This window comes from Thiomicrospira microaerophila (assembly GCF_023278225.1).
In the GTDB taxonomy this organism is placed as follows: domain Bacteria; phylum Pseudomonadota; class Gammaproteobacteria; order Thiomicrospirales; family Thiomicrospiraceae; genus Thiomicrospira; species Thiomicrospira microaerophila_A.
Genome location: NZ_CP070959.1, coordinates 1,062,120 through 1,086,780, shown reverse-complemented (window position 1 = coordinate 1,086,780; position 24,661 = coordinate 1,062,120). Strand labels below are relative to the sequence as shown.

General features: G+C 43.2%; 25 protein-coding genes and 1 pseudogene. All 26 read right to left on the bottom strand.

What is annotated here, in order from left to right; translation table 11 throughout:
• Positions 1-3: 3 nt before the first annotated feature.
• The 26 genes and pseudogenes from JX580_RS05180 to rfbC all read right to left on the bottom strand — a co-directional run bounded on the left by JX580_RS05180 (position 4) and on the right by rfbC (position 24,607).
• A complete protein-coding gene (locus JX580_RS05180) occupies positions 4-1,101 on the bottom strand; it encodes a hypothetical protein (protein WP_248851736.1) in 1,098 nt (365 codons plus the stop codon).
• Positions 1,102-1,260: 159 nt separating this feature from the next.
• Positions 1,261-1,596, bottom strand: a complete 336-nt coding sequence (locus JX580_RS05175) for a hypothetical protein (RefSeq protein WP_248851735.1) — start codon at positions 1,594-1,596, stop codon at positions 1,261-1,263.
• Between the two features lie 78 nt (positions 1,597-1,674).
• The gene (locus JX580_RS05170; RefSeq protein WP_248851734.1) at positions 1,675-2,457 is read right to left on the bottom strand and encodes an IS3 family transposase; all 783 of its coding nucleotides are present in this window, start codon (positions 2,455-2,457) and stop codon (positions 1,675-1,677) included.
• A gap of 78 nt (positions 2,458-2,535) precedes the next feature.
• A pseudogene (locus tag JX580_RS11980) lies at positions 2,536-2,610 on the bottom strand (UDP-glucose 6-dehydrogenase); the annotation flags it as partial.
• A gap of 40 nt (positions 2,611-2,650) precedes the next feature.
• The gene (locus tag JX580_RS05160) at positions 2,651-5,386 is read right to left on the bottom strand and encodes a class I SAM-dependent methyltransferase (protein ID WP_248851733.1); all 2,736 of its coding nucleotides are present in this window, start codon (positions 5,384-5,386) and stop codon (positions 2,651-2,653) included.
• Positions 5,387-5,525: 139 nt separating this feature from the next.
• Positions 5,526-5,705, bottom strand: a complete 180-nt coding sequence (locus tag JX580_RS05155) for a hypothetical protein (protein WP_248851732.1) — start codon at positions 5,703-5,705, stop codon at positions 5,526-5,528.
• Positions 5,698-6,048 carry a DUF2335 domain-containing protein gene (locus JX580_RS05150; RefSeq protein ID WP_248851731.1) on the bottom strand — a complete coding sequence of 117 codons (351 nt, stop codon included), beginning with the start codon at positions 6,046-6,048 and terminating at the stop codon, positions 5,698-5,700. The genes JX580_RS05155 and JX580_RS05150 overlap by 8 nt, the downstream gene beginning before the upstream one ends.
• A complete protein-coding gene (locus tag JX580_RS05145) occupies positions 6,048-6,197 on the bottom strand; it encodes a hypothetical protein (RefSeq protein ID WP_248851730.1) in 150 nt (49 codons plus the stop codon). The genes JX580_RS05150 and JX580_RS05145 overlap by 1 nt, the downstream gene beginning before the upstream one ends.
• Positions 6,194-6,382, bottom strand: coding sequence for a hypothetical protein (locus JX580_RS05140; RefSeq protein WP_248851729.1), 189 nt, complete (start codon positions 6,380-6,382; stop codon positions 6,194-6,196). Before JX580_RS05140 ends, JX580_RS05145 begins: the two co-directional genes overlap by 4 nt.
• A 95-nt stretch (positions 6,383-6,477) precedes the next feature.
• Positions 6,478-6,804, bottom strand: a complete 327-nt coding sequence (locus JX580_RS05135; RefSeq protein ID WP_248851728.1) for a hypothetical protein — start codon at positions 6,802-6,804, stop codon at positions 6,478-6,480.
• 23 nt (positions 6,805-6,827) lie between these two features.
• Positions 6,828-7,904 carry an IS3 family transposase gene (locus JX580_RS05130; protein ID WP_248851727.1) on the bottom strand — a complete coding sequence of 359 codons (1,077 nt, stop codon included), beginning with the start codon at positions 7,902-7,904 and terminating at the stop codon, positions 6,828-6,830.
• A 5-nt stretch (positions 7,905-7,909) separates the two neighbouring features.
• Positions 7,910-8,317: a transposase gene (locus JX580_RS05125; protein ID WP_248851726.1), complete on the bottom strand. Its 408-nt coding sequence runs from the start codon at positions 8,315-8,317 to the stop codon at positions 7,910-7,912.
• Between the two features lie 349 nt (positions 8,318-8,666).
• On the bottom strand, positions 8,667-9,536 hold the full coding sequence (locus JX580_RS05120) for a WcbI family polysaccharide biosynthesis putative acetyltransferase (RefSeq protein ID WP_248851725.1): 870 nt from the start codon (positions 9,534-9,536) through the stop codon (positions 8,667-8,669).
• A gap of 10 nt (positions 9,537-9,546) precedes the next feature.
• Positions 9,547-10,518, bottom strand: coding sequence for a hypothetical protein (locus JX580_RS05115; protein WP_248851724.1), 972 nt, complete (start codon positions 10,516-10,518; stop codon positions 9,547-9,549).
• Positions 10,519-11,538: a hypothetical protein gene (locus JX580_RS05110; RefSeq protein WP_248851723.1), complete on the bottom strand. Its 1,020-nt coding sequence runs from the start codon at positions 11,536-11,538 to the stop codon at positions 10,519-10,521.
• Between the two features lie 177 nt (positions 11,539-11,715).
• The gene (locus JX580_RS05105; RefSeq protein ID WP_248851722.1) at positions 11,716-12,699 is read right to left on the bottom strand and encodes an IS5 family transposase; all 984 of its coding nucleotides are present in this window, start codon (positions 12,697-12,699) and stop codon (positions 11,716-11,718) included.
• 117 nt (positions 12,700-12,816) lie between these two features.
• Positions 12,817-13,530 (bottom strand): sugar nucleotide-binding protein, encoded by a 714-nt coding sequence (locus tag JX580_RS05100; protein WP_248851721.1) that lies wholly within the window; start codon positions 13,528-13,530, stop codon positions 12,817-12,819.
• Positions 13,527-17,126, bottom strand: coding sequence for a glycosyltransferase (locus tag JX580_RS05095; protein ID WP_248851720.1), 3,600 nt, complete (start codon positions 17,124-17,126; stop codon positions 13,527-13,529). The genes JX580_RS05100 and JX580_RS05095 overlap by 4 nt, the downstream gene beginning before the upstream one ends.
• A 33-nt stretch (positions 17,127-17,159) precedes the next feature.
• Entirely contained in the window at positions 17,160-17,411 is a 252-nt protein-coding gene (locus JX580_RS05090; RefSeq protein WP_248851719.1) for a glycosyltransferase family 2 protein, read from the bottom strand.
• Positions 17,412-17,414: 3 nt separating this feature from the next.
• Positions 17,415-19,472 (bottom strand): hypothetical protein, encoded by a 2,058-nt coding sequence (locus JX580_RS05085; protein WP_248851718.1) that lies wholly within the window; start codon positions 19,470-19,472, stop codon positions 17,415-17,417.
• A gap of 123 nt (positions 19,473-19,595) precedes the next feature.
• Complete coding sequence (locus tag JX580_RS05080; protein WP_248851717.1) at positions 19,596-20,075, bottom strand: hypothetical protein; 480 nt, start codon at positions 20,073-20,075, stop codon at positions 19,596-19,598.
• Positions 20,057-20,344: a nucleotidyltransferase domain-containing protein gene (locus JX580_RS05075; RefSeq protein WP_248851716.1), complete on the bottom strand. Its 288-nt coding sequence runs from the start codon at positions 20,342-20,344 to the stop codon at positions 20,057-20,059. The genes JX580_RS05080 and JX580_RS05075 overlap by 19 nt, the downstream gene beginning before the upstream one ends.
• Positions 20,345-20,362: 18 nt before the next feature.
• A complete protein-coding gene (locus JX580_RS05070; protein ID WP_248851715.1) occupies positions 20,363-21,970 on the bottom strand; it encodes a hypothetical protein in 1,608 nt (535 codons plus the stop codon).
• Positions 21,971-21,982: 12 nt separating this feature from the next.
• Entirely contained in the window at positions 21,983-23,116 is a 1,134-nt protein-coding gene (gene rfbB / locus JX580_RS05065; protein WP_248851714.1) for a dTDP-glucose 4,6-dehydratase, read from the bottom strand.
• Complete coding sequence (gene rfbD / locus JX580_RS05060; RefSeq protein WP_248851713.1) at positions 23,113-24,030, bottom strand: dTDP-4-dehydrorhamnose reductase; 918 nt, start codon at positions 24,028-24,030, stop codon at positions 23,113-23,115. The genes rfbB and rfbD overlap by 4 nt, the downstream gene beginning before the upstream one ends.
• The gene (gene rfbC, locus JX580_RS05055; protein ID WP_248851712.1) at positions 24,023-24,607 is read right to left on the bottom strand and encodes a dTDP-4-dehydrorhamnose 3,5-epimerase; all 585 of its coding nucleotides are present in this window, start codon (positions 24,605-24,607) and stop codon (positions 24,023-24,025) included. Before rfbC ends, rfbD begins: the two co-directional genes overlap by 8 nt.
• Positions 24,608-24,661: the final 54 nt, after the last annotated feature.

The window sequence follows — 24,661 nt, the reverse complement described above, 5'->3', positions numbered from 1 at the left end:
TATTTATCTCGACTCAATTAACTGTTTAACATGCCCATTTAACACTAAATTATACTCGATACACAAAGAGGAATAGGCCGATGCCCATCCTCTTCGCTTTAAGCGCGCAGCCGTCTTACGAAACACTTGCCAATAGCAACCGCCCGCACTTTTCTCCAGCCTTGCAATGGTAAACAACATGCTTAGGCTATGGGGCTTCCAAACAAGCTCAACCGAGGATACGGGGAAAGCGGAGGCATTTTTTTGCTTAGCGGAGGCATTTTTTTGCTTAGCCAACTCATCTCTCACTAAGCCCATCCACTCCGCAAGCACCAATGGATTTATCGTCAATAAGTCTTCTTCAGAACTTATTGAGCAATCTCTACAAGCGTTTGTTGGTTTTTTAAACTCGAATCCAGTGCGTAAGATGATCCAATCAATATCCTCTTGATGTTCGGACCACAACGAATCAACTAACGCACCACTAAAACGCAACTTTGGTCCCTTTAATTGTTTCAATAAAGCAATCATTCGCTGGTTAGCTAGCATCATTCTTGTGCCCACACCATAATCAAACCCATAACGTCGCGCGGTATACAAAAGAGAAACCGCAGGAAATGATAACCCATCGTTAGAAACAACAACCTGTTCAGGCTTTATCTCAACCCCCAAACGGTTACAAAAATCTTGAACCACACAGTTATTCATAAAATCTTTCGGATTAAACAACCATAAATGCAAAGCCTCTTTTCCAAAAACTTGGTCAAATTTTTCAAACCGATTATGGTACTGCGGTCCATGAATAACAAAACGATCCAATCCGCCTTTTATCCGTTGTTGGAAATCACTCTCCATATAACTAATTGGTTCGCGCACATATCCACAAATAAAAAACCTATCAAAATATTGAGAAAAGAAGGCTTTCATTTCTTGTAATTCAACAGTCGATAAACGTATAAGCCCTTCTCCTGAAATAATATAATCAGCTTCAGTATTAAGTGCAAAGCTATCGATCAACCGCGTCTTAATACGCTTTGCTTCCTCTTTAATAGCCTCCAGACTCATCTGTTTTTTTCGGTAAATATGATGATGCTGAGGTTGCTGACAAAACAAAGCCATCATCGGTACACTATGGTTTGCCTCCCCCATTGGGGCATATACAAACTTACCCACGGTTAAGTACCTAAACAGAGTTTCCTGTATCGAGGAGGTTCCCGTTTTATGCATACCGATATGAATAAATAATGTTCTAGACAAAACAAATCCTTTTAACTTGGAATTTTAATTGATCCGAAATAACACACGCAAAGGCTGCCAGGCCTGCTCATACATCTGCCAATACTGCTTGGCCATCCATTCTGTGGTTTGTTGCTTACCGACACCTTGCTGCCAATCCAATACCGCCCCACTTTCCGCCAACCGCACACCCACCGCACCCTGTGGACTCGCTACCACAGACACACCATGCGCCAAATACTCGGTTAAGGTATGGCACCAGGTCTCCGGCCAAATAGACAACACCACGCCAATATTAGGTTTAATATCAGCAATTAAATCTGCCAAGTCTTCACGGCGATACGCGCCAAGCGCTTTAACCGAAGGCGGCAAGCTTAACAAAGGAGATAGATTCCAAGAATGTAAAGTTCAATAGAATCACCCATCTCATTTGCGATCGACTCAATTAAATACCCACCTTTAGCCGGACTGATATTTCCCAAAACCAGCACGCGGATAGGCTTGCTGTAACGATTTCATGACCAACTCCACCGTCATGCGCTCACTGAGCGCCCAGCCAATAATACGGCGTGAGTAAAGATCCATCACAATACTCAAGTACAACCAACCTTGAGGGGTCTTTAAGTAGGTGATGTCACCCGCCCAAACTTGATTAATCCTAGTGGGATTAAAGTCCATCTTAATCAGGTTGTCTGCCACACGATGTGTAAGGTTTCGTTTTGTTGTAACCTTGTAGGCCCGTCGCTGCGTCACAACCAAGCCTAGTGTTTTCATTAGTCGACGCGTTTTTTCACGACTGATTGGAAAACCGTTTTTTTGTAGGGCTTTAGCGAGCTCACGTGAGCCAAGACTTTGCCGACTGTCTTTAAATAACCGCTTAGCCATTCCTTGTAGCTCGAGTTCTTCGGGCGTAATTCCTTTCTTAGGCCGTTTTTTCCATGAGTTCAAATCCAACAGGATGTCTTGTGCCAGAAGGGCCGAAGCTTTTTTTAAGATTTCTTTTTCAACCTTTAAACGCTTGTTTTCAGCACGTAGCTTTTTAAGTTCAGCTCGCTCATCTGGATCAAGCACAATCCCTTTGGCTTGCGATTCTAGCTTGTCTTTCCACTTGTAAAGCAAATTGGTTCTAACCCCTAAGGATTGAGCAGCTTCAGCTACACTATATCCTTGCTCAGTCACTAAAGCGACGGCTTCTTTTTTAAACTCATCGCTGTAGGTTTTATAAGTTCTCTTTTCAATCATGATCACTCCTAGTTCGACAATATCTATTGTCTCTAATAAAAGTGTCCATTGCTATTAGACCAGATCAGTTTCACCTTATTCGGTCAGCACCGGTTCATACACCACAACATCAATGCCCTTGGCTTTAATGCGCTTCATAATGCCGTGAATCGCGTTCAATAAAATACGGCAATCGCCTCGCTAGAGTTAAACCTCAAACCACCAGCGCGCTAAACTCAATCTCTACCCTAGCACCGGAAAGCATCGGCAGTAAATCTTCGGGCAAATCCATTTCAAACTGCGGGTCGTTGCCTGTGCTCACCATGCAGGCCTGGTTAAGACCCGGCATCACCGCGATCTCTAACTGTCCGATCTTACTTAAACGCCGCAACTCTAAGCCCCAATCCCACAACACCGAACCCGCTGCATCCAAAATACGTAATGCACGTACAAAGAAACAGCCGGTACGCCCCGCGATATCCAAACGCAACCGATTAATCCCCAACGTCTCGTTTGGCAAAGCCAACTCAAACCTAATCAGCGCGCCATTCAAATCATAATTACGCTTCACCGTGTTATTTTCATTAAAACCTTCTTCAGGCGTGCGCCAATACAATGTCAAGGTTGAGCGCGCCACAGCCGTACGGCTCAACACATCGCGCAACTTGAACTTACCGCTATCGTAAGGCTTTTGAATCGGGTGTACCGCCAATGGCAAACCTTGCGCGCGCCGCGCCAAGCCATCAATAATCGGCATAAAACGCGCATAATCCACATCCGTCATCACCATACCAAACGCCTGCATGATCTGCGCAATCAAAGTCGCCTTATCCAACAGCGCGGAATCTTCCGGTGACTCAATACTGGTTAAGCTAGCAAAACTAATCAACAAGCCACGGTACACCACCAACTTCAAAGGCAACGCATGGCGCTCGTGCCATTCCAAATCGATAAACACCGCCTCGCCATTCACTTTAATCAACAAATTACGAGCAACCGCATCCAAAAACTCGCCCGGCAACCACTCGCTATACTCCTGCCAGCCCAGCGCCAAAGCCCTATCATCCGGCGCGACACACTGCACGCGCAAGGCATTCAGCCATACCCGAGCCCAAGCCACCAAATCCGCCAACGCCCACTTGGGACGCTGTACAACCTGATGAATCCTATCGCCATGATTCACCGCTGCAATATAAGGCTCCCATTGCGCCGTGCTCGCTGCCAACATCGCACGCGTATCGGCCATCGAACGCCGGCGTACCGCCAACTCACCCGACTCGGGTGCTACACAAAACTCAATCTGCTGACTGTACTCGCCCGTGCGCTTAGGCGAATAATAACTCGCCAACACATTCGAGTCAGATAGCGCACTGCTCTGAGCATAATGCCCAACCAGCACAAAAGAATTCGCCAAATCCGCCAGCAACCCATTACGTGCTACTAACGGCCAGGCCTGCTCCAAAGAAAATAGATGATTTTGCCACGGCTGGCGTTCAAAGCTCACCACAGTACGCAACAAACTCGCCAAATCCCACTCAGGCAGATCAAGCTCCAACGCCAACGGATGCAGCATCAACGACGGCATTTTATAATCCGGAAACGGCAAAAACGTATCCACCTGCGCAAACCCCGCCTGCGATAAACGTCCGCTTAACTCTTTATGACCAAACGTAACCACCGTATCCTCACGATACGCATCGTTCACTCCGGCCATCACCCCCACGCCATGATCCTCAGGCGCACCGGCAAAATACTTTAACCCCAATTGATTTTCAATCGCGACAATTAAAATCCCGCCGGGTTTTAAATAACGCCGCGCCTGCGCCAACACCGTTTGAATCGGATCCAGCCCCTCAACATACACGCGCGAATATTCCAACACACCAATCAAAGTCACCACATCGAACGTAGCTTCAAACGGCACATCCTGTAACTTATCTGACACCACAGTCACATTGTCCAAATCCCGACAACGTGATGCCGCAATTGATGCCCGGCGCACACTGCCTTCCACCGCCATCACCTTCGCACCCAACTCACCCAAATAACGTGTAATCGCCCCGCAGCCGCAACCCAACTCCAAAACCGACGAACCCGCCAAACGTTGTGCAAATGGGCGCAACACATTCACCCGGTCAAAGGTTAAATGATAAGTACTCGCCCAATCCGTTTGATGCGCTAACAAGTCTTTAGAATACAAACTCACATCGTCACACGCCTGCACGGCGGCAAAAATCCGCTCTTCGACCGCATCACCGTCAGAATACCCAAAGCCCTGCGCCGCCTCGCGCAACCAAATGCCCCGCCCTTCATCCCAAACATAATGCAACGCCACATCCGGCAAAGGGTGCGCCCGCCATGTGCTCAAGTCCGTTTTAAGTTCGCGTGAACCTAGATGCAACAATTCCGATAATCGCGCCATCAATGCATTACGCGGGTCAATCTGCGATTCAATCGACTGCAACTGATTCTGTACACGCGCCTTCACCAGGCCTGCTACCGAATGCGCGCCCAACCCCAACTGCGCCGACTGATTAAAATGCTCCAGCGCCTTGGTTTGCTCATCCACCGAATCCGCCCGCACCGCATGGGCTTTCGCCAAAGAATTTAACGTACCGCTGATTAACACCCGCGCCACGCTCGTTCTATCCGCCCCCCACTCCAACGCCTGCTGCGCCCAACTTTGGGCTTGTTGCGCCTTGCCCAACTGCCCCAATGCAGCGGCGAACAACATCGCCATTTCTGCGCGCGCGCTATCGTTATCGACTTTATCAAACGATAAATCTGCCAACTCAGCCCATTCGCCCAACTGCCAATGCAAACGCGCACGCACCAACAAATCCGAATCCCTCGACACCATCACCGAAACCTCAGGGACCGAACGCACCGACACAGATTGACTTAGTGACTGCGACACCTTACCAGCAGATTTACCCCGTTTTTTTCTCACCACATCAAATCCTTAACATTATTTAGATAACTCCCACGCCCAAGCAACGCATTTAGTCGTTCCAAAGGTTACGGTTTGCTTGAATTTTCTGCTCTAAAGCCTTACCGTCGCCATAAGAAGCTTTGCGTAATAACGGCTTCTAAAGTCTGCAACATAACGCTCCCCTCATTTTGGTTTCGGGGCTGCCGAAGATGCCGCCTTCAAAGTATTTGGCTAAATCCCGCGCGGCAAACACCCCGCGAAGTTCTTGTTGATCGCCACCGGACACAATCAGCCAATTGGCTCTTGGCGTGTGACAGTTTTCAACTGAGTTATTCATGCTGTTCGCTGTTGTTACGGTTTTCTAATAATCTTGGCGCGACAAACAACGCCACCATGCCAAACAAATCAAGCGTGGCAATAATGCCAGCGGCCACCGCGCTGTATTGCGCAATCCATGCCGCCGCAACCAAACCGACTATTGCAATCGTTCCGCCAATATACTGCCCCAATCGGTCTTTGTGAATAGCCCCGGTGAGTGCTGCTTGGTTCATATTGTGTGCATGGTTCTGTTCTTTTTGCGCCATATCCAATATGAGTTTACGTGCATCTTCTGGATATTTAGCAAGCCGCTCCGGCGGAGGAATCGGCCCCGAAAAACTTTGATGATGGGTTGCAGTCATCACAACGGATGCGGGGGCGTTTTTGAGTAAATGGGCCAGTTGAATTGGTGGCTCCGTGTTAAACCACCCTGCTCTAGCTCATCCACTAAAGTGACTAACTGACTTTCTTGCACAGGGTTGTCTGCTTCTAATTCGCGATTCGCGTTCATTTTTGATTGGCCTTTTGACGATCGTATTGCGTTACAGCGGTATTTAGATACTTGCCAACTTGTAACCAATGTCCGTTTAACCGCGCTGTGACACTGCCTTTTGGCATGTATTGACGATAGCTACCCGTTGGCCAAACCTCAATATGGGCTAAGCCTTTAATAAAACAGAATTTTGCTTTTTCCATGGGTAAGTCCTTGCTGTTTTTCACTTTAAAGTTGTTGGCGTATTATGCCACAAATCACGTTTTGTTGGCTTTGAACCAGGCCTGGTTCAAAAGCCTCACCGCTTTGCGTAACGGCGAAAAGCCACTAACGCCTGCCAAACAAACGCCGACATCAACAAACCGATTAATAAACTCAAAAACTCAATGCCCTCAATCGCCAAATGCTTAAATAACGGTAAATTGCTAACCATCCCATTTAACGCACCACTTACCGCTGCAAAACAAGGATTGCAAGGCTCACAAAACGCGTATAACCAAGCTTTCTCTTGCGCCATTTTAAGAAACTGCAACAGCGCAATCGCAACCAATATCCATACAATCGGTCGCCAATAACTCTGCCCATGATTGGATACCAAACGATTAAAACCGGAACGTGTCAACATATATTGAACCAGTTCTTTAAAAATTAAATTGCTTTTTGCTTCACCCTTGGCAGGGTCGGGAAGTTCACACCCGTTTCAATAGTTTGTTGATCCGCCTCCTCGGGTATCGGGTTAATAAACACTTCCGCTGGCGTCAATTTGACCAAGGGGCGACCTTGGCTAAACCGTTGCGGATGTTTTGCAAACGCATCATCTAATGCCTGTTGGCGTATTGTTGCGATTTGCTTGTAATCACCACTAAACACTTGATAGGGCGTGAACCCCGCCAGACTGCTGTGGTGATGTTGATGGTTATACCAACTCACATAGTCTTGGCTCCAGCGCATGGCATGGTCATAATCATCGAACCGGCGCGGATAGTCCAGCTGATACTTCAGCGTTTTAAACTGCGCCTCGCTCATCGGATTGTCATTACTCACTCTGGGGCGGCTGTGTGAGGCGGTTATCGCTAACTCTCCAAGTAAATCGAGATAACAATGTGCCGTCATCGGTGTACCGCGGTCTTGGTGTAACGTTAAGCTGTTGGGGGCAATCTGGTAACGTTGCACCGCCTCTTCAATCAATTGCGATGACAATGCGCTGTTTTCCTTGCGCGAGAGCATCCAGGCTACAATGTAGCGGCTAAAGAGGTCCATCACCACATACAGCGAGAGATATTCGCCTCGCTTTCGGGTGGACAGTTTAGCAATGTCCCAGGTCCACACTTGATTAGGCGCATCGGCACGTAATCTGGGTACACTGTGCGATTGGGGCGGACGTTGTGCGCGACGCTCACCGTTAAGTTCATTTGCACGCAATAGACGATGCATCGTACTCACCGAACACAGGTATTCTCCTTGCTCCAATAGCTGATGGAACACTTGTACCGGTGGTTGATTACAGAAGGTCTCACCGGTCAGCGTGTCGATCACGTGCTGGCGCTCGACTTCACTCAACGCCTTAGGTTGAACAGACCCACCGCGCCGATGACCCGGCGGCAACCTCGGTCCGCAGAAGGTGTGTGCTTTGATGTGTCGGCGCAACGTATTGCGACACAGCGCCAACGCTTCTGCCGCTAAACGTTGAGATACATATGGCGGTAAGGGTTGATCGACTATCATACTGGCTAGCTCTGCTGTTCGAGTGCTTCGATCAGTGCCAAGGCTTTTTTTTGGAGTAAAAGGCAGCCGTCCTTGACGGCAATCTGTTTGAGAAGGCCAGCATTTTCTTTTTCTAACTGCTCAATACGCTTTTGCTCCGGAGTTTTAGACGGCACTGGGCCGGGTTTAGATTTAGCTAAGCCGTTGACACCTTGCTCGGCAAACTCACGACGCCATTGCGCCAACTGATTGGAATAGAGTTTTTCACGGCGCAGTAATGTGCCTAACTCGCCATGTTTACAGGCATCAGCTTGTTGTAGAATAGAGAGCTTGTACTCGGTGCTAAACACACGGCGAGAACGTTTTTCCAGCACGGAATTAGGCTCAATCTTCGGTTCAATCTTTGGATTAACAAGGGTAATGGGTTTTGGCATAACGGCCTCCTAATGCGCCCTGATTTATATGTTATCTTAAAATCAACTGGCTCAACATTATGTTGACGTACAGGGAAACCGAGCAGCCATTTCTCAGAAGTTTTAGCATTTTTATCAACCGCCAACTCGCGCCGATAAGCCTCCATTTCATGAGCATAAAACCGTTGTGCCTCAATCACATTACCGCTTGCCTCAAAAGCTTGTTTAATAATGCGAAAAGTTTCACGACGGGTTTTCGCTAACGCAGGTTCAACAAACACGACACCTAAAAAATTTGAAGGCTTTTCGAATACGCAACCCAAAAACGCCAACGAACGAAAAATCCGCGATATTACTACTTTTCATACTATCAAAGCTCAAAATAGTTAAATAAAAACTTTTTTTTAATTTTTAGCTTATTCTGAAGCAAGTTTTTATCGCTATTACTATAAATCAAAAAATCACTTTTCACCAATTCTTCTATATCTATGACTCTATGATCTCGAACTGTGTGCTGCTGAAAATTTAGTCCTAATGCATTATTGATGGCAGGATATATGGGTGCCTGTATAAAATCTAAATAATCAATATCCTCAGTACAGTCATAATTAAGACTAAGTATGCTAAGAATTTTCTCACAAACAAACTGAATCATGGGAACAGAAGGATGGTTAAAAGTATGAAAGAGTTTTAATTTTGAAAAGTTTTCTTCAATAAATGAGGAAATTCTAATATCTACATTAAACTTTTGCTCTCTATTTTTTAGGGCATTAATTGATTCCATGTGAAGTTTATTTATAGCACATTTATCCAGTATAAAATCTTTAGTTAAAAGCTCTACAGTCTTTTTAACTGAATATTTTTTCAAAAAAGCAGAAATAATTACAAAATCATGAACACCTCTTAAAGTTCCCTCGATTCCTTCAACACTTTCTATTGTAGGAAAATAGCCACCATAGTACATAGACGGGACACAGATTGCTTTAGCTTCTTTTTTAATAAGATTTTTGATATTTTCACTTGTAAATAGTCCAAATCTTTCTTCATCTACAACAGGTTGGTAAATCAATAAATCGATACTTTTGAAAATGTCTAATAAATGGGCATCCTTGTTTTTATCCACTGTATGAACAGGTGGAATATAAACTTGTTTATACATGGAAGTAAAAGACTCTGAAGAATTTAGATATGTACCTATAGAAATAATCTGGCAATTACCAAGTATTGCATACTGTTTCATCTTTTTCACCCTACACGGCAGTATTGTTCAATATACTAATTAAATCATTCGATTTAAAATTGAAATATAAATCATTTAAATCAAATTCAGTTTTATGTTCTTTATATTGAGCTAGATTCATATCAAAAAAATCATCTCCTGAACTGAATAATTTGTTAATTTCGAAAATTTCCTTTGTAAACTTTTCTAAAAATAAAGCTCTTTCTTTCCGGGAAAAATAATATTTCGCCTCATCTGAGTCTAATTTTATATTGTTAATAAGATATTCATTTAAAGCTATTCTTTTTTTATCATTAATTTTAATTTGTTCATTTAAAGTTCTTAACAATTCTGTGATATAAATATTTGGTGATTTGTTGATATCATCAACACACATCCCAATTTTATCAAATCCAATAGAATTAAAAAAATCATCAATCAGGTTTTTATTATGTAATTTATCTATTTCAAAAGGTCTAACTATCATATTTTCACAACCAAAAACTTCTGAATAGTTCAAAATAGTTTTAATAGATGGCTCTTGATGATTTTTAAAGTACTCTTCAAATGTTTTAGTTATAAAGGGGTGATTTTTAACTATTTGTGAATACCATGATTCAACCCAAAGATCTGGTCTTCTTAAATAAGCAAAAATTTTAACATTGTAGTCTAATAAAAGTTCTTTCAAAGAAGTAATATCTTTTAGCGTTCTTAATGAAGAAAATCCTTCTGAACTAATAATTATTGTATGGCATTTAGTTTGACTTATTTCTTGATACAGCTCAGTATATAAAGTTTGTTTTTGATCATGATATTCTTTTCGTGCCAAATTTAAACAAAAAGCCAATTTGTGATTTGCAATACCATTAGCCGCCAACAATCCAGTATTTGCATACAAAATATCGTTTTCCAATAAAACTTGTCGATTGAAAGTTAAATAATTCTGAATTGATGAAGTACCTGTCTTGGCATCACCTATATGTACCAGTATTTGTTTTTTCATTTAATTACTCTCTAATCTACTAAGTCTTTTATCATATCTAACCAGCAATCCAGCAACAATCTCCATTAACTCTTCACTGGAAAAAATTAGTTCTTTCAGATTTACAAAATCCCTTACTTCCGCTTCTGGAAAAACGTCATTCTCAGTAAATTCTTCACAGAATTTTTTATTTTGTTCATTAAAATAGTTAATAACTTCCCTCACAACCTCATTAGAGACAATATTATGGTTTATATATTCTGCAGATCGACCTTTTAATATGCTGTCTTCTATGATGAAATCAGTAAACATCATTCTCGGGTTATAGCTATTACTTGATAATATAAACTTTACTTCGAGAGGTGAAGGGCTAGTATTGACAGATTTTTGTACAGTTATCCAATCAGGACAAAAACCTAAAATTTTCTCTACAAAATGACCAACAAGACCTTTGGGATGTTTATTAGTGCTTTCATAGATAAATGCGTATAAATTTTCACGACCAAGCACATCAACATACAAATTTGCATAACCATAATATTTCAGGAAGTGAATGTTTTTATAATTACTTAAGATGTAATCTTCTGGATAGTCTGTGCAGCCATGACGTTTAACTCGCTGCATGTAAGAGGACATCAAAAACTGATCTTGTCTTCTAACATAATATATAAACTTTAAAACTATATTTTTTTTTAGTAAATCATTTTTAAGTTTTTCAATTTTATTTGGTGGAACGACAGCAAAAAATTCAGAAGATAACAATATTTTTTCAGATGATGAATTAGAGATCAATAAATAAAGTTTACTCTGTAAATCATCGGTATCATTATAAAAAGCTTCATGATTTTCATTTAACAAGGATCTTGCAAATAAAGCGGCATTGCCAGAGGATATTTGCCCATTTTTAGCATCATTAATATCAGAAAGCTCAATATAATCTAAATCCTCTGCTTTAAGCTTTTCACTATTCTTCGCTAAAAAAACCTGTAATGCTGAAGAACCACTTTTTGGCATCCCCGCATGTATCCATAATTCTCTCATATAATTTAGCCTTGTAGAGTCCTTTGCAAAACTAACCTATTCTCCAAGTTAAACTTCCAAATTCGACTTTTTTGAACATGTATTTTGCATTTTGGTCCTTTTTAGGCCCGGTTAGGGGCGTTTTGTTGGTTTTTTGTGGGTGTAACCTGTTTTTTGGATACACCCACCCCTTGCGCCTTAGCGCTGTTTTATTACAGCCGCCCGTTTTAGGTTGTAGCTGATACACATCAATGTCAGTTTTGCGGCACTACGTGCTAACCCGTTATAGCGGGCTTGTGCCATGCCGTAGTGTTGTTTTAATATCCCAAAGGTGCGCTCTACGATGTAGCGCACTTCAGAGGCGAAGCGGTTGAGTTGCTTTTGGTGTACGGTTAAGGGTGTGTTACGGTAAGCACGGTGCAGGATGTTGTTTTTGATCTTTCTTTTTTTGAGCAGTGTATCGTGCGCTGGGCTTTTGTAGGCACTTGTGACCTTTAGGTTATAGACGACTTTTTCTTGTCCGGTTAACAGGGTTTCAAACGTATGTGAGTAATGACTGGAACCGGTGGTGACGTCGTGTTTTTTGATAAAGACGTCTTCATCAACATTGATATGGGCTTTGAAGCCGTAGGTGGTTTTTCGTGTACCATCGGAGGTGGTTTTAACGTTGTAGCTGGCCTCAGCATCTTGGGTATTTTCGCCTTGCGCGTTTTTGTTGGGGCGGTTGTTTTTGGCTTGGATCACACTGGCATCAATGATACTGGCTTCACCGGTTTTCATGATCAAGCCTTGTTGGCGCAGTTGGTCATTGATGTTCTCAAGTAGGCGGTCAAACAGGCCTTCGGTTTGTGGGCGATTGCGAAAGCGCCAAAGCGTGCTGTGATCGGGCACTTGATCGGTGAGGCTGAGTTGAACAAAACGGCGAAACAATAAATCGCGGGCGAGTTGTTTTTCACAGGCGGGATCACTGAGGTTGTACCAGGTCTGTAACAGGAGGATTTTAAACATGAGCAAGGGTGGATAGGCACGATCGCCCATGGGGTTGCTGTGAATATTCACCATTAAGGCTTCACAGGCTGACCAGTCAATAAGGTTATCAATCTCATCGAGTTCATTGAGTGCGGGATGCGAACAAATGAAGGCATCCGCCAGTGAAGTTTGTGAAAGGTTTTTCCAGGCCATGTTTGAATCCAGTAATAGCGTAATAGTAATGTGATAATAGTAGGTTGCTATTTTACATTAGCACATGAAAACCTGCAGATTTTTAGTGAGTTGGCAGGCTTTTCTCGTGCAAAGGTCTCAAATAATACGACTATCATTAATCCTTAAGCTAATTTTTTTTAAAAAATAATCTTCACCAAATACAGTGTTTATTTTTTTAGTTTTCACAAAGTTTTTGATTTCTTCAAACTGAAGAATATAACTATCTGATTTTTCAATAAGCTTATATTTCGCTTTAATACCCGTAACATCCTCAAACGTTTTAACTAAGTCTAAAACTCTGTATCTAAAAGGGTTACCCAAATCAATCACAGTAGGCTCTTTGTGGTCATTTAAGTAAGCATCAACAAATCTCTTAACGTCATCAATATCGATAACGTACCTGTAAGCATCACTGTAAACATTGAACTCTTCATTATTTACTATGGAATTGTATATGAAATTAATTAAAGTGCCATGCTTTTTTAAATCACCAAACAATTGCGGTACCCGGCATATTAAAAAATTTTCAGCATTATTTTTTATTAGCTGTTCCATTTTAAATTTATGGTTGTAATAATCATTTTTTGGATATTCAGTTGCCGAAAGCGCACAGCTGCTAAAATAAACAAATTTCTTATTTTGACATTCGCTTAAGCTTATTAAAAGTAATTTTTCTTCTCTTAGAAATGCATTGGGATCAGTACAATTTGAATTTGCTACACCGCTGGCAAAAATGCAGACATCTTTGTATTTATCTTGATTTGCATCGTTTTTAAATATGGTGGCGATCTGACCACTTCCTACTATCATAACTTTTCACCTAAAACATTTTTGTAGATTTTTGTATAATTTTGTAACATGACATCCATTGAAAAAAACTGGAATCGTCTTAATGAGTTTTCTTGAAGTTGGGTATTTAGTTGCTGGTCAACTATTATTTTTTCTATCGATTCTGAGACTTGTTGTGATGTTACTTTTCCATTTTGCAAATTCATAATGATGGATGCATTACCTTCATGATCTTGGGTCATGTTTTGAATCTCTCCAACATCGGTTGATACGATCGGCTTACCTTGCGCCATAAACTCGATCAAAACTAATGGCATTGATTCACTGATAAACATTGTAGGTAACAAACCTATGTCAGTTATTGAGATGAAATCCTGCAAATTTGAAACTTGACCTAAAAATTTAATGTAATTAGGTAGGTTCTGATTCTTTAATTCATCCGCTGCCGGACCTTCTCCAATTAATAGCAGATCAACCATAACACCCTGATTATTGAGTTGTTCTACAGCCCCAACCGCAACAAACCATCCTTTATCTTCATTCGCTCTACTCGCTAAACAAACAATTGTAGAATTTTCCCTTATACATAACTCATGTTTATTAAGTGGTAGCGGTTTCTCTGGTTCATAACCATTTAAAACCTTGCTCAAGTTCTCTGGGTAGTAATATTTATCAAACACTTTCATGTTTTTTTCAGCTGTATAAGCCCAATAATCGACTTCCATCAGCATGCTATCAAAATACTCTCCAAAAGAACTGTCAAGATCTTTTGACTCAATTAAATTTTCATAACAACCGTGCATCGATAGAACCCAGCGTACTTTGTCTGGTAATTTATTGTAGTTTTCATGCACATATTTATCTGACCACCAAATTGAACTATGGATGATATCGATGTCATAAATCTCACAAATCTCATCTAATTCAATTTCACTCGAATTAAAAAAGGGGACGTTTGCGTCAATTTTTACTTTTACTTGATCATGCGTTGGGTGATGTCCTACATTTACAAGAACTGTGTTTTTACCGCTTTTTTTCCAAGCATTTGCTAACCTAATTGAAAATAACTGTCCACCACCAGGCGACAGGTCACTTACGACAACAAGCAAGTTTATGTTTTTATTTATCTTTTTCGTTTTATGACTGCTTATAATTGCCTTTCGATCAAAGACATCATCAAATTTTTTATCATTATGTTTATGCTTGAATCTAAACCATTCTTTTTTCGTAGATTGAATTGAATTTAAAAGCTGTCTTTTCTCTATACTAAAGTTACAGACAACATAATTTAGCACTTCAAAACGCTCTTTAAAATATTGCTCAGTGCCTTCAATTTTGACCACTTGTGAAGCACCATGTCGTCTAAAATAATTCACGGCTTTGGGGTTATATGCTATTTTGCCGTTTTTTAGACACTCTAAGTAAATTAACCAGTCGCCACACATTTTATGCGACGTGGCTTGTTCTAGCGTTTGACCAAATGAGGATTTCCGTACAAGTAGACCACTGGCATTAATTAAGGTTTGGTAAGCTGCAAAATGCTCTTGAATCTCTTTAATGCCTGTATTCACATAGGGTTGGGTGAATTTTGTGGGTGAAACCATATCAAAATAGGGTTTAAATGCGTCTTTTTTTATTTGACTTTTCTCGTCAATCATTTTAAAACTTGCGTAAGCTATATTGACAAATGGATCATCAAAGGCGGGCAAAAGTTCTTGTAAAAAATTTGGGCTACATGCATCATCACCTTCGGCAATCCAAACCACGTCACTTTTCGCAAGCGCAATCCCCTTTTGCCATTGTTTAAAAGGGCTACCTGAGTTTATTTCATTTAAATGGAGGGTAATCCTTGGATCATGTAGGTATTGTTTGGCTATTTCGACCGAGTTGTCTGTCGAGCAGTCATCAAGGCACAGTACTTCTATGTCTTTAACCGGTTGATTTGTAATGCTATCAATACGTTCTTTTAAAAACTTTTCATGGTTGTAAAAAGGGATGATCACGCTCACTGATGGCTTATATACATCGTGTTCAATTAATGCACTGAATACTTGAAGCATCTTAATATCGGTGGTGTATTGATTAAAAAGTCTTGTTTTAGCTGCCTGCCCAAGTGTCTGAAGTTTTTCAGGGTGCTGAACTAAGTTATATACGCAATCCGCTGCTTGATTTGGCGATAGATTTTCAATCGGTACTCCCGCGTCTTGTTGTAAAAAGTCCGCTATGCCCGTTGTGCCGCTGAAATATAAACTAGGTATAGCGAACTGTGCGGCGTGAAGTACTACAAGTGGAAATGGGTCTTCTCTCGAAGAGAGAAAAAACAGGTCTGCTGCTGCAAATAGCTCATTAGCGTTGCTTTTATGGCCTACAAACTTGATCTGTTTCTCTTCTTCGGTTGTAAGGCTTTCTTGTAAGGCTTTTTTATCTTTACCTTCGCCTATCCATATAAACTTTAGGTTTTTGATATTCCGTTTCAATAAATCGCGTGCGGTTTCTAAGAAAAGGTCTGGTCCTTTTCGCCAATAGACAGTGCCACAGCCCATCAAAACAAAGTCATTTACTTTAAGGCCAAGTTCTTTTCTGGCGCTGTTTTTTAAGTCTGAGTTATCGGCTTGCAGGGTTGTAACAGGATTTACAAAAGCTGTCACGGTCTCTAATTTGTTTTTAGGTAGGTTGTATTTTTCGTGTAGTACTTTTGTCGTTTCTGGTGAGCCAGATATCCATAAATCAACGACAGGTATAAGCTGTTTAAGTTCTTCCTTAAAGATTTCTAAAACTTGTTCCATTTCGTGTATGTTGGCGATGAATGGTGCGTTGATTTTTTTGTTTAACTGTTTTAAAACAGAAATAAATCGACCCGAAACAACTGTACTGAGAAAAACAAATTCAAAATCATCTTTCAAGAATTCAGTAAGTGCCTTTTTGTCATCAACTTCTGCATTTTTAATAACATATACGTCAGAATATAAAGCATACTGATCAGCCATTGGCCCAGGGGACAATACCAAGACTTTTATGTTTCTGTCAGTTGATTGTGCAAACCATTTTACGGTCTCTAGTAACACAACTTGTGCGCCAGCTTGAATACCATCGTGTCCTACAAATAAAAGAGGTTTTTTCTTTGCTGACTTTTTTATGGCGCTTAAAAGGCATGGTTTTGCTGTCAAACGCTTTTCTTTCGCACCATTTTGGCAAAAGTGCGCAAACGGTGAAATTTTTGCATGGCGTACATCAGCATTCAAACGCAAATAGAATATTGGATCAAAAAAACGATTGGGTTGTCTACCCTCTTTCTCTCCATTTGAAAAGTAGTGTTGCTCTGGATCCATTCCCGCTGCTTTTACATCAGGATTGTGCTCCAGATAATATTCAGGATCAAATTTAGTAGATTGCGTTTCATCTACTTTTTGCGGTTTTGATTTAAGAGGCGTATTCGGCTCATTAACTTTACTATTAGTTAGCTTGCGCTCCGCATTAGCAAGGTTAAAAGAGACTACCGACTTCATTTCAGGACTTTGTTCAATAATTTTTTTGTATAGACCCAAGGCTTCCGGATAATCCTTCTCCCTATACGCTTTATTCGCTTGCTGTAATAATGTCGGTTCTGGTGTTGTCACGGTGTTAACCCTCGTATTTTGCCCTGTTTCCGGTTATTGTTTTGGCTTGGCGCTGATTTTGATGGCGCTGATATTCGGTTTGTCGGAATGATCGCGCTTGATGTCTGCGGGTATCATGCCGTCTTGTTGGTAATGCTGTTGATCATCGGGTTTGAGTTGTTTGTGCCAGCGTTCGTAGAATATTTGGCGGTTTTGTTGGATGTATTGGCCACGCCCCGGGGTTTTCGATTCGTGATGAATCACGAGGCTTTGCGGTACGTAGGCGGCGTGTTGGGTGGCTGTCATGGTTTATTGCTTTATGAGCAGTTGTTTGATGATTTCGATTTGCGCTTCGGCGCGAATGAGTTCGGCATCGAGCAGTTGTTGGCGCTTTTTGGTGTCTTGGAGTTCTTGGTTTTGGCGTTCGAATTTTTTGAGCAGCGCGTCGAGTTCGTCTGCTTTTTGGTTTTTTTGTTGAATTTGCTCGGTGAGTTGTTGGTCTTTTTCCGCGAGTTGAGCTTGCAGGCCTGCTTGCGCTTCGTCTTTGACCTTGATTTTGTTCTGTGCTTCATTTAGGGCGGTGTCTTTGTTCGCCAGTTGTGCGGTTAGGTCTGCGACGGTTTGGTCTTTGGTAGCAAGCTGCTGATCTTTTTCGGCGAGTTGGGTTTTCAACGCTTGGGTTTGTTTTTCTGCGTTTTGTTGCGCTGTTTCTGTTTGTTGTTTGCTTTCGGTTAACCAGGCCTGGTGGTCTGCAAGGTCTTTTTGCAGTTGTTCTATTTTGGCTGTTTGTTCTTGGGTTTGTTTGCGTGCGCTGTCACGCTCAACGGTGATTTGGTCACGCTGTTGTTTTAGGTTGGCGGCTTGCTCGGATTCGGCTTTGAGTTTGTTGTTTGCGTCGGTTAGGGCTTGGTCTTTGTTCGCCAGTTGTGCGGTTAGGTCTGCGACGGACTGGTCTTTGGCGGCAAGGTGCTGGTCTTTTTCCGCCAATTGGGTTTGCAGCGCTTGTGTTTGTTTTTCTGCGTTTTGTTGCGCTGTTTCTATTTGTTGTTTGCTTTCGGTTAACCAGGCCTGGTGGTCTGCGAGGTCTTTTTGCAGTTGTTCTATTTTGGCTGTGTGTTCTTGGGTTTGTTTGCGTGCGGTATCACGCTCAGCGGTGATTTGGTCACGCTGTTGTTTTAGGTTAGCGGCTTGCTCGGCTTCGGCTTTGAGTTTGTTGTTTGCGTCGGTTAGGGCTTGGTCTTTGTTCGCCAGTTGTGCGGTTAGGTCTGCGACGGTTTGGTCTTTGGTAGCAAAGTGCTGGTCTTTTTCCGCGAGTTGGGTTTTCAACGCTTGGGTTTGTTTTTCTGCGTTTTGTTGCGCTGTTTCTGTTTGTTGTTTGCTTTCGGTTAACCAGGCCTGGTGGTCTGCGAGGTCTTTTTGCAGTTGTTCTATTTTGGCTGTGTGTTCTTGGGTTTGTTTGCGTGCGGTATCACGCTCAGCGGTGATTTGGTCACGCTGTTGTTTTAGGTTGGCGGCTTGCTCGGCTTCGGCTTTGAGTTGGTTGTTTGCGTCGGTTAGGGCGGTGTCTTTGTTCGCCAGTTGTGCGGTTAGGTCTGCGACGGTTTGGTCTTTGGCAGCAAGGTGCTGGTCTTTTTCCGCGAGTTGGGTTTTCAACGCTTGGGTTTGTTTTGATTGGTTAGCGATGCATTCATCGGCGTATTGTTTGGCATGTTTCAAGGCTTGCGATTCAGCGGTAAGCGTTTGATTCGCTGTTTGTGCTTGGTTTAGTGCGTCGAATAGTGGGGTTTTTTCTAGGGTTAGGCGGATAAAATCCGGGTTGCTGTCGTCTTGGGCGCTGAGTTGGTAGCCGATTTGGTTGAGCTGGTCTTGGCGTTGGGTGTTTGTCGGCTCATGGTCGGTCAGCGGGTGCGCACTGAGGACGAGTGTTAGGGTTTGGATTGCGGTTTTGTGCGCGGTTTGACTGAGCGCGCGGATCATTTCGTCGGCTTGCAGCGGGAGGTCGATGATCAGGTGGTTGGCTTGGTCTGCGCTTAGGTTGAGTTGCGCGAGCAGGCTGTCGAGTGTTTGGGTTTGTAGGGTCTGGCTGTCGAGTTGTTTGAGGCCGGGGTATAGTTGTTTGAGGCCGGCGGGGTTTTCTAGGCCGTTGAGTTCGGGCAGGTTTTGGCTGGTGTAGGTGCGCGCGCCCTGCTCGGCTGCGATCGCGGCTTGGTGGATGTGTACATGTTCTTGTTGCGCAAACTGGGCTTTAAGCTGCGCCACCACGTCTTCATGGGCATCGATAAGGTGGACGTGTTCTGCTGGATAAGCCGTTAGGTCTGCGGGGCTGAGTTCGCCGGTACCGATGTAGATGATGTTTGTGGTTTGCATGGTGTTGGGTTCACTTATCCGTTTTCATTTGTGTAAACATTTAGGGTTGATAATGTTATCAAAATATTCGAGTTTCAGGTGATTTTTTTATTTGTATTTTTACGCAATGCAGTGTCATGTATTTTATAAATTGAGTAGGTTTTCTATGGATTTTAATGTGTTTTTTAACTCTTTTTTACGTTTTAGGATGGCGTTAAGCAGCTTGATAGCTGTTTCGTCGTGTTCGTCATAATCATGGGCGATTTCATTTCTGAGTTCTCTGATTTCAAACCAGCTTTCGATGTTGATTATGTCCATCGCTTCTAGTCGATTTAATATATCTAAAAAGGGTCGGTTGACGTTTTCACCTTCGTACAAGAGAACGGATTTAAATAGCTTTGCACCTATGGTGTCTTGCAATTTTGAAAATCGGTAGATAATTTGATCACTGTAAGCTAAAAGCTCGACACTTTGAAGTATGTGGGTGTAATCAGTTTGCGTTATCGGAAAATGAACACGACTTTCCAACGCTTGGATGGCGTTTTCTAGCCGCAGCAGGTGTTTTTTTGATTCTGCTAGGTTATCGAGGAGTTTTTGTTGGTAAATTACAGGGCTATTCGACATTTTTTTATTTCTTGTTCTATCAATCGATTCTCGTCTTTTGCAAACACTATGTCGATCTTTTGATCGCCCAGTTGTCGCTTAAGTTTCGCTAGGAAGGTTATTTTTTTCTCAAAAAGGTCGGCGCTGTCTTCTACGTGAATAAACAGGTCTATGTCTCCGCCTTTTTTGGTGTCGTCTACCCGACTGCCAAACAGGTAGATTTCGCCTTGTTTAAAAACATCTAAGAAGGTGTTTTTTATCACGGTTTGGTAATGGGGTGTCAGCCTCATTTTTTATCCTTGCTTAGGTTACACATTATTGGGCGCAGGAAGGCGTTTTTGTAAAGGGTCCGGTTTGCGCCCTTCGTACTGGCCGAACTTGATAAAGTGTATCAATGGGTTGGCACCATCAAGCGCGACATCGGCGTATTCCGTAAGGTAGTCCAAGGTGTTGAATTTTGCCGATGGGTTACGGCCTTCGTTTGCACCGTAGATAAGATAATGTAACGCCGGGTCGAGTGTGGTTTTGGCGATATCCGGGTATTGGGCTAGATACCAGTTTGCATCAAATAGGTCGGTGGCTTTGATTTGTGCGGCGGATTTGTTGAGTCTTCTTCTGTGGCTCCAACTGGCTTTATGAAGCTGTTTTGCATTTTTATTGGCTTGACGGATTAGCCAGTTGATACGCGACTCTTGTTGTTCGATCGTTTGATTTAGGCTGGAATTTAAACTTTGTTGTTGCTGTTGTTCAATTTGCAGACCTTGGTTTTGATGGATTTGTATTTCAAGCTGTTCTTGAACAAGGTGTAGCTGTTCAATAATCAATTCGTTTTCTTGTTCACTGCTGGTTAGTTTGTTTTCTAGTGTTTGTTTTTGTGCGCTCAAGTCTTTAACTTGTTGCTGGGTTTGCTGCGCTATTTGCTCGGCTTGGTGCCGTGCTTGGGTTTGTTGCTCGGTTTGTTGGTGGTGTGCCTTTTCTGTTTGCGCTAGTTTTTCGGTGAGCTGTTTTAGTGTATTTTGTTGGTACGCAGCTTCTTTCTCATGCTTTAGGATAGCGTTCTTATCCTGATTCGCTTGTTGGTAAGTTTGTTCTAATTGTTCTTGAACTTGATGTAGTTGTTCGATCAATAGGGTATTTTCTTGTTCACTGCTGGTTAGTTTGTTTTCTAGGGTTTGTTTTTGTGCGCTCAAGTCTTTAACTTGTTGCTGGGTTTGCTGCGCTATTTGCTCGGCTTGGTGCCGTGCTTGGGTGTCTGTTTGTTGTTGTGAAAACAGGCTGATCACCTGGCTGAACACTTTTTGTAGTGCGGTTAAATTTTGTTCAGGCTGTGCGCTTAGATGAGTGCAGGCTTCAAGCTCTTGGAGTATTTTAATGGATTGGTGGGTTTGCGTCAGTAGTTGGTTGGCAATGATATAACTGATTCGTGCCGCGTGGTTTTCTGCAAAATCCGGCATTGAGCAGAGCTGCTCTGCCCCGCTAAGGCTGATAAGGTTTTCAGTCAAATAGTCAAAAAACGGCTCTTGTTGGTTATAAAGCACCGCGGCATTGATTAAACGACATTGCTTGCGATGCTGTTTAAAAAACTGGATCAGTTGTTTGGTGTGTTGTAACCACAATGTTTGAGCTTGTTTTAAGTTTTGTGCGCTTTCTATTTCTGCCGCTAACGCCATTGTGGGTTGCTCGTAGATCAGATGGAGCATGGCATCGGGGTGATCAGACAGCGAGCTGGACAAGGCTTTCCATTGCTCTGTTGTCAACGTTGGGGTAACCCAAAGGGTATTGGGCTCAGCATGGGCTATAAAGTCGTGATCATGTTCGATCAGCATGATGTTTATTTTGTTATAGGTTAACGCGGCGAGTTGTTCACATTCAACGGCTGAACTTTGCCATACTAAAATATTTTTTGTTGTAGCCATGTTGTTTTCCATTTAGTGTTTTTCACCCAAGCGTTCGCGTTGGTAGCTGCCGTCTTGAACGTGTTGGCACCAGGCTTGGTTGTCAAGATACCATTGTACGGTTTTACGTATGCCGGTTTCAAATGTTTCTTGTGGTGTCCAGCCGAGTTCTTTTTTGATTTTGCTGGCGTCGATGGCGTAGCGCATGTCGTGGCCGGGGCGGTCGGCTACGAAAGAAAGTAGTGAGTGGTGAGTGGTGAGTGGTGAGCCATCTTTTCCTTTGAGGTTTCTATCTGCTGGTGGCATGACCTCGTCTAAAATATCACAGATGGTTTTTACGACTTCGATGTTTTGTTTTTCGTTGTGGCCGCCGATGTTGTAGGTTTCGCCTAGTTTACCTTGTGTGGCGACAACGACGAGTGCGCGGGCGTGGTCTTCGACATACAGCCAATCACGGATTTGGTTGCCTTTGCCGTAGATGGGTAAAGGCTTGCCTTCTAGTGCGTTAAGGATGACTAATGGAATCAGTTTTTCTGGAAAGTGGTATGGGCCGTAGTTGTTAGAGCAGTTGGTGACTAGGGTTGGTAGGCCATAGGTTCTTAGCCATCCGCGCACTAGATGATCCGAGGCGGCTTTTGATGCGCTGTAGGGTGAACTTGGGGCGTAGGCGGTGGTTTCTGTAAAGAGCGGCAATTCACCCGTCTGCTCTTCAGGGTGTGGGAGGTCGCCGTAGACTTCGTCGGTGGATATGTGGTGAAAACGGAAGTTGGCTTTTTTGTCGCCTTGCAGGCCTGCCCAATAGGCTCTGGCTTGTTCGAGCAAGGTGTAGGTGCCGACGATGTTGGTTTGGATAAATTCGCCCGGACCGTCTATCGAGCGGTCAACGTGGGATTCCGCCGCTAGGTGCATGATGATGTCTGGCTGGTGTTGGCTGAATACGCGTTTGAGTTCGGTGGCATCGCAAATATCGACTTGTTCGAAGGCGTAGCGTGGGTTTTGATCAACCGTTTTGAGCGATTCTAGGTTGCCGGCGTAGGTCAGTTTGTCGAGGTTTACGACGTGATGTTCGGTGTCGTTGATTAGGTGACGCACGACTGCGCTGCCGATAAAGCCGGCGCCGCCGGTTACTAGGATTTTGAGTTTTGAATTTTGAGTGTTTAGTATCATAAAAATGCTCTTTGTTTTTTCAATTCAGTTAAACAATGGATTAACGAATATCGCCAATAGGGTATGGTTAGGCCAAAATCCGTTTTAATTTTTGCTTTGTTCATTAGGCTGTAATGTGGGCGCTTGGCGGGGGTTGGGTAGTCTTTGGTTTCAATGGGGTTGACTTGGCAGGCTGTTTGGCTGAGTTCAAAAATGGCTTTAGCAAAGTCGTACCAAGCGCAGACGCCTTCGTTGCTGTAATGATAAATTTCAATGCCCTTGTGTTTGCCCTCGTTCCCAAGTTTAACTTGGGAACGATTTCTTTCTGAGTTATCAACCATTGTCAGAATAGCACTTGCCAGGTCTGCGGCATAGGTCGGGCTGCCGACTTGGTCGTATATGACGTTTAGGCTGTCGCGTTCTGCGCCGAGGCGGAGCATGGTTTTGACGAAGTTGTTGCCGAATTCTGAATAGACCCAGCTGGTGCGGATCAGCGCGCCTTTTGGGTTTACGCTTATGCAGGCCTGCTCGCCTTTGAGTTTGGTGGCGCCGTAGATGCCTTGTGGCGCAACGGGGTCGGTTTCAATGTAGGGACGATGGTTTTGTCCATCGAACACGTAATCGGTGCTGATGTGAATCAGCGCGCTGTCGTTCGCTTTGGCGATGTCGGCCAGTTGTTTAACCGCGAGGTGGTTTATTTGATCGGCCAGCTCGGGTTCGGATTCGGCTTTATCTACCGCGGTATAGGCGGCGCAGTTGATAATGACGTCAAACTGTTTGTTTTTGAAGAAGTCGCTGATGCTTTTCGGGCTGGCGAGGTCGAGTTGGTCACGGCCAACGAAGGTGAAGTCGTATTGCGCATCATCGTTCACTATTTTTTGCAATGACTGGCCAAGTTGACCGTTTTTTCCGGTTACTAAAATAGTCTTAGACATACAAATTGATTCCATAATCAAACGCGGCGGATTCGGGTTTGATGTCCACCAGGCCTGGTTGGTTTTGGTCTTTGGTGGACAGTTGCAGTTGGTCTGGCTTTAGGTGCCAGTCAATGTTGAGGTTTGGGTCGTTGTAAGCCATGCCGCGATCGCATTCGGGTGAGTAGTAGTTATCGACTTTGTAGGCGAAGGTGGCGGTGTCGCTGAGCACGACAAAGCCGTGAGCGAAGCCGCGCGGGATAAACAGTTGGTGTTTGTTGGTGTCGTTTAAGATCACCGCAACGTGTTGTCCAAAGGTTGGGCTGTTTTGGCGTATATCGACGGCGACGTCGAGCACTTCGCCTTCTATCACGCGCACCAGTTTGGATTGCGCAAACGGCGGGAGTTGAAAATGTAAACCGCGCAAGACGCCTTTGGTAGATTTGGATTCGTTATCTTGACAAAAGTTGACTTGGTAACCGATGGCTTGTTCAAATTTGTCTTGGCGAAAGGTTTCGACAAAATAGCCACGCTGATCACCGTGGACTTTGGGTTCGATTAGGATGACGTCTTCAATTGCTTGCTTAATAAACTGCATAATTGTTTACCTTAAAAATTAGGGGTAAATCCTTGGTTTAAGTTAGCGCGGTTT

Excerpts from the sequence above, each read along its gene's own strand:
- JX580_RS05145 (WP_248851730.1), bottom strand. The coding sequence starts at position 6,197 with ATGAACGCGAATCGCGAATTAGAAGCAGACAACCCTGTGCAAGAAAGT.
- JX580_RS05180 (WP_248851736.1), bottom strand. The coding sequence starts at position 1,101 with ATGATGGCTTTGTTTTGTCAGCAACCTCAGCATCATCATATTTACCGA.
- JX580_RS05070 (WP_248851715.1), bottom strand. The coding sequence starts at position 21,970 with ATGGCTACAACAAAAAATATTTTAGTATGGCAAAGTTCAGCCGTTGAA.
- JX580_RS05075 (WP_248851716.1), bottom strand. The coding sequence starts at position 20,344 with ATGAGGCTGACACCCCATTACCAAACCGTGATAAAAAACACCTTCTTA.
- JX580_RS05115 (WP_248851724.1), bottom strand. The coding sequence starts at position 10,518 with ATGAAAAAACAAATACTGGTACATATAGGTGATGCCAAGACAGGTACT.
- JX580_RS05120 (WP_248851725.1), bottom strand. The coding sequence starts at position 9,536 with ATGAAACAGTATGCAATACTTGGTAATTGCCAGATTATTTCTATAGGT.
- JX580_RS05080 (WP_248851717.1), bottom strand. The coding sequence starts at position 20,075 with ATGTCGAATAGCCCTGTAATTTACCAACAAAAACTCCTCGATAACCTA.
- JX580_RS05125 (WP_248851726.1), bottom strand. The coding sequence starts at position 8,317 with ATGCCAAAACCCATTACCCTTGTTAATCCAAAGATTGAACCGAAGATT.
- rfbC (WP_248851712.1), bottom strand. The coding sequence starts at position 24,607 with ATGCAGTTTATTAAGCAAGCAATTGAAGACGTCATCCTAATCGAACCC.
- JX580_RS05090 (WP_248851719.1), bottom strand. The coding sequence starts at position 17,411 with ATGACAGCCACCCAACACGCCGCCTACGTACCGCAAAGCCTCGTGATT.
- rfbB (WP_248851714.1), bottom strand. The coding sequence starts at position 23,116 with ATGATACTAAACACTCAAAATTCAAAACTCAAAATCCTAGTAACCGGC.
- JX580_RS05150 (WP_248851731.1), bottom strand. The coding sequence starts at position 6,048 with ATGACTGCAACCCATCATCAAAGTTTTTCGGGGCCGATTCCTCCGCCG.
- JX580_RS05140 (WP_248851729.1), bottom strand. The coding sequence starts at position 6,382 with ATGGAAAAAGCAAAATTCTGTTTTATTAAAGGCTTAGCCCATATTGAG.
- JX580_RS05130 (WP_248851727.1), bottom strand. The coding sequence starts at position 7,904 with ATGATAGTCGATCAACCCTTACCGCCATATGTATCTCAACGTTTAGCG.
- JX580_RS05105 (WP_248851722.1), bottom strand. The coding sequence starts at position 12,699 with ATGGCCTGGAAAAACCTTTCACAAACTTCACTGGCGGATGCCTTCATT.
- JX580_RS05085 (WP_248851718.1), bottom strand. The coding sequence starts at position 19,472 with ATGCAAACCACAAACATCATCTACATCGGTACCGGCGAACTCAGCCCC.
- rfbD (WP_248851713.1), bottom strand. The coding sequence starts at position 24,030 with ATGTCTAAGACTATTTTAGTAACCGGAAAAAACGGTCAACTTGGCCAG.
- JX580_RS05110 (WP_248851723.1), bottom strand. The coding sequence starts at position 11,538 with ATGAGAGAATTATGGATACATGCGGGGATGCCAAAAAGTGGTTCTTCA.
- JX580_RS05135 (WP_248851728.1), bottom strand. The coding sequence starts at position 6,804 with ATGTTGACACGTTCCGGTTTTAATCGTTTGGTATCCAATCATGGGCAG.
- JX580_RS05155 (WP_248851732.1), bottom strand. The coding sequence starts at position 5,705 with ATGAATAACTCAGTTGAAAACTGTCACACGCCAAGAGCCAATTGGCTG.
- JX580_RS05100 (WP_248851721.1), bottom strand. The coding sequence starts at position 13,530 with ATGATAGTAGGAAGTGGTCAGATCGCCACCATATTTAAAAACGATGCA.
- JX580_RS05170 (WP_248851734.1), bottom strand. The coding sequence starts at position 2,457 with ATGATTGAAAAGAGAACTTATAAAACCTACAGCGATGAGTTTAAAAAA.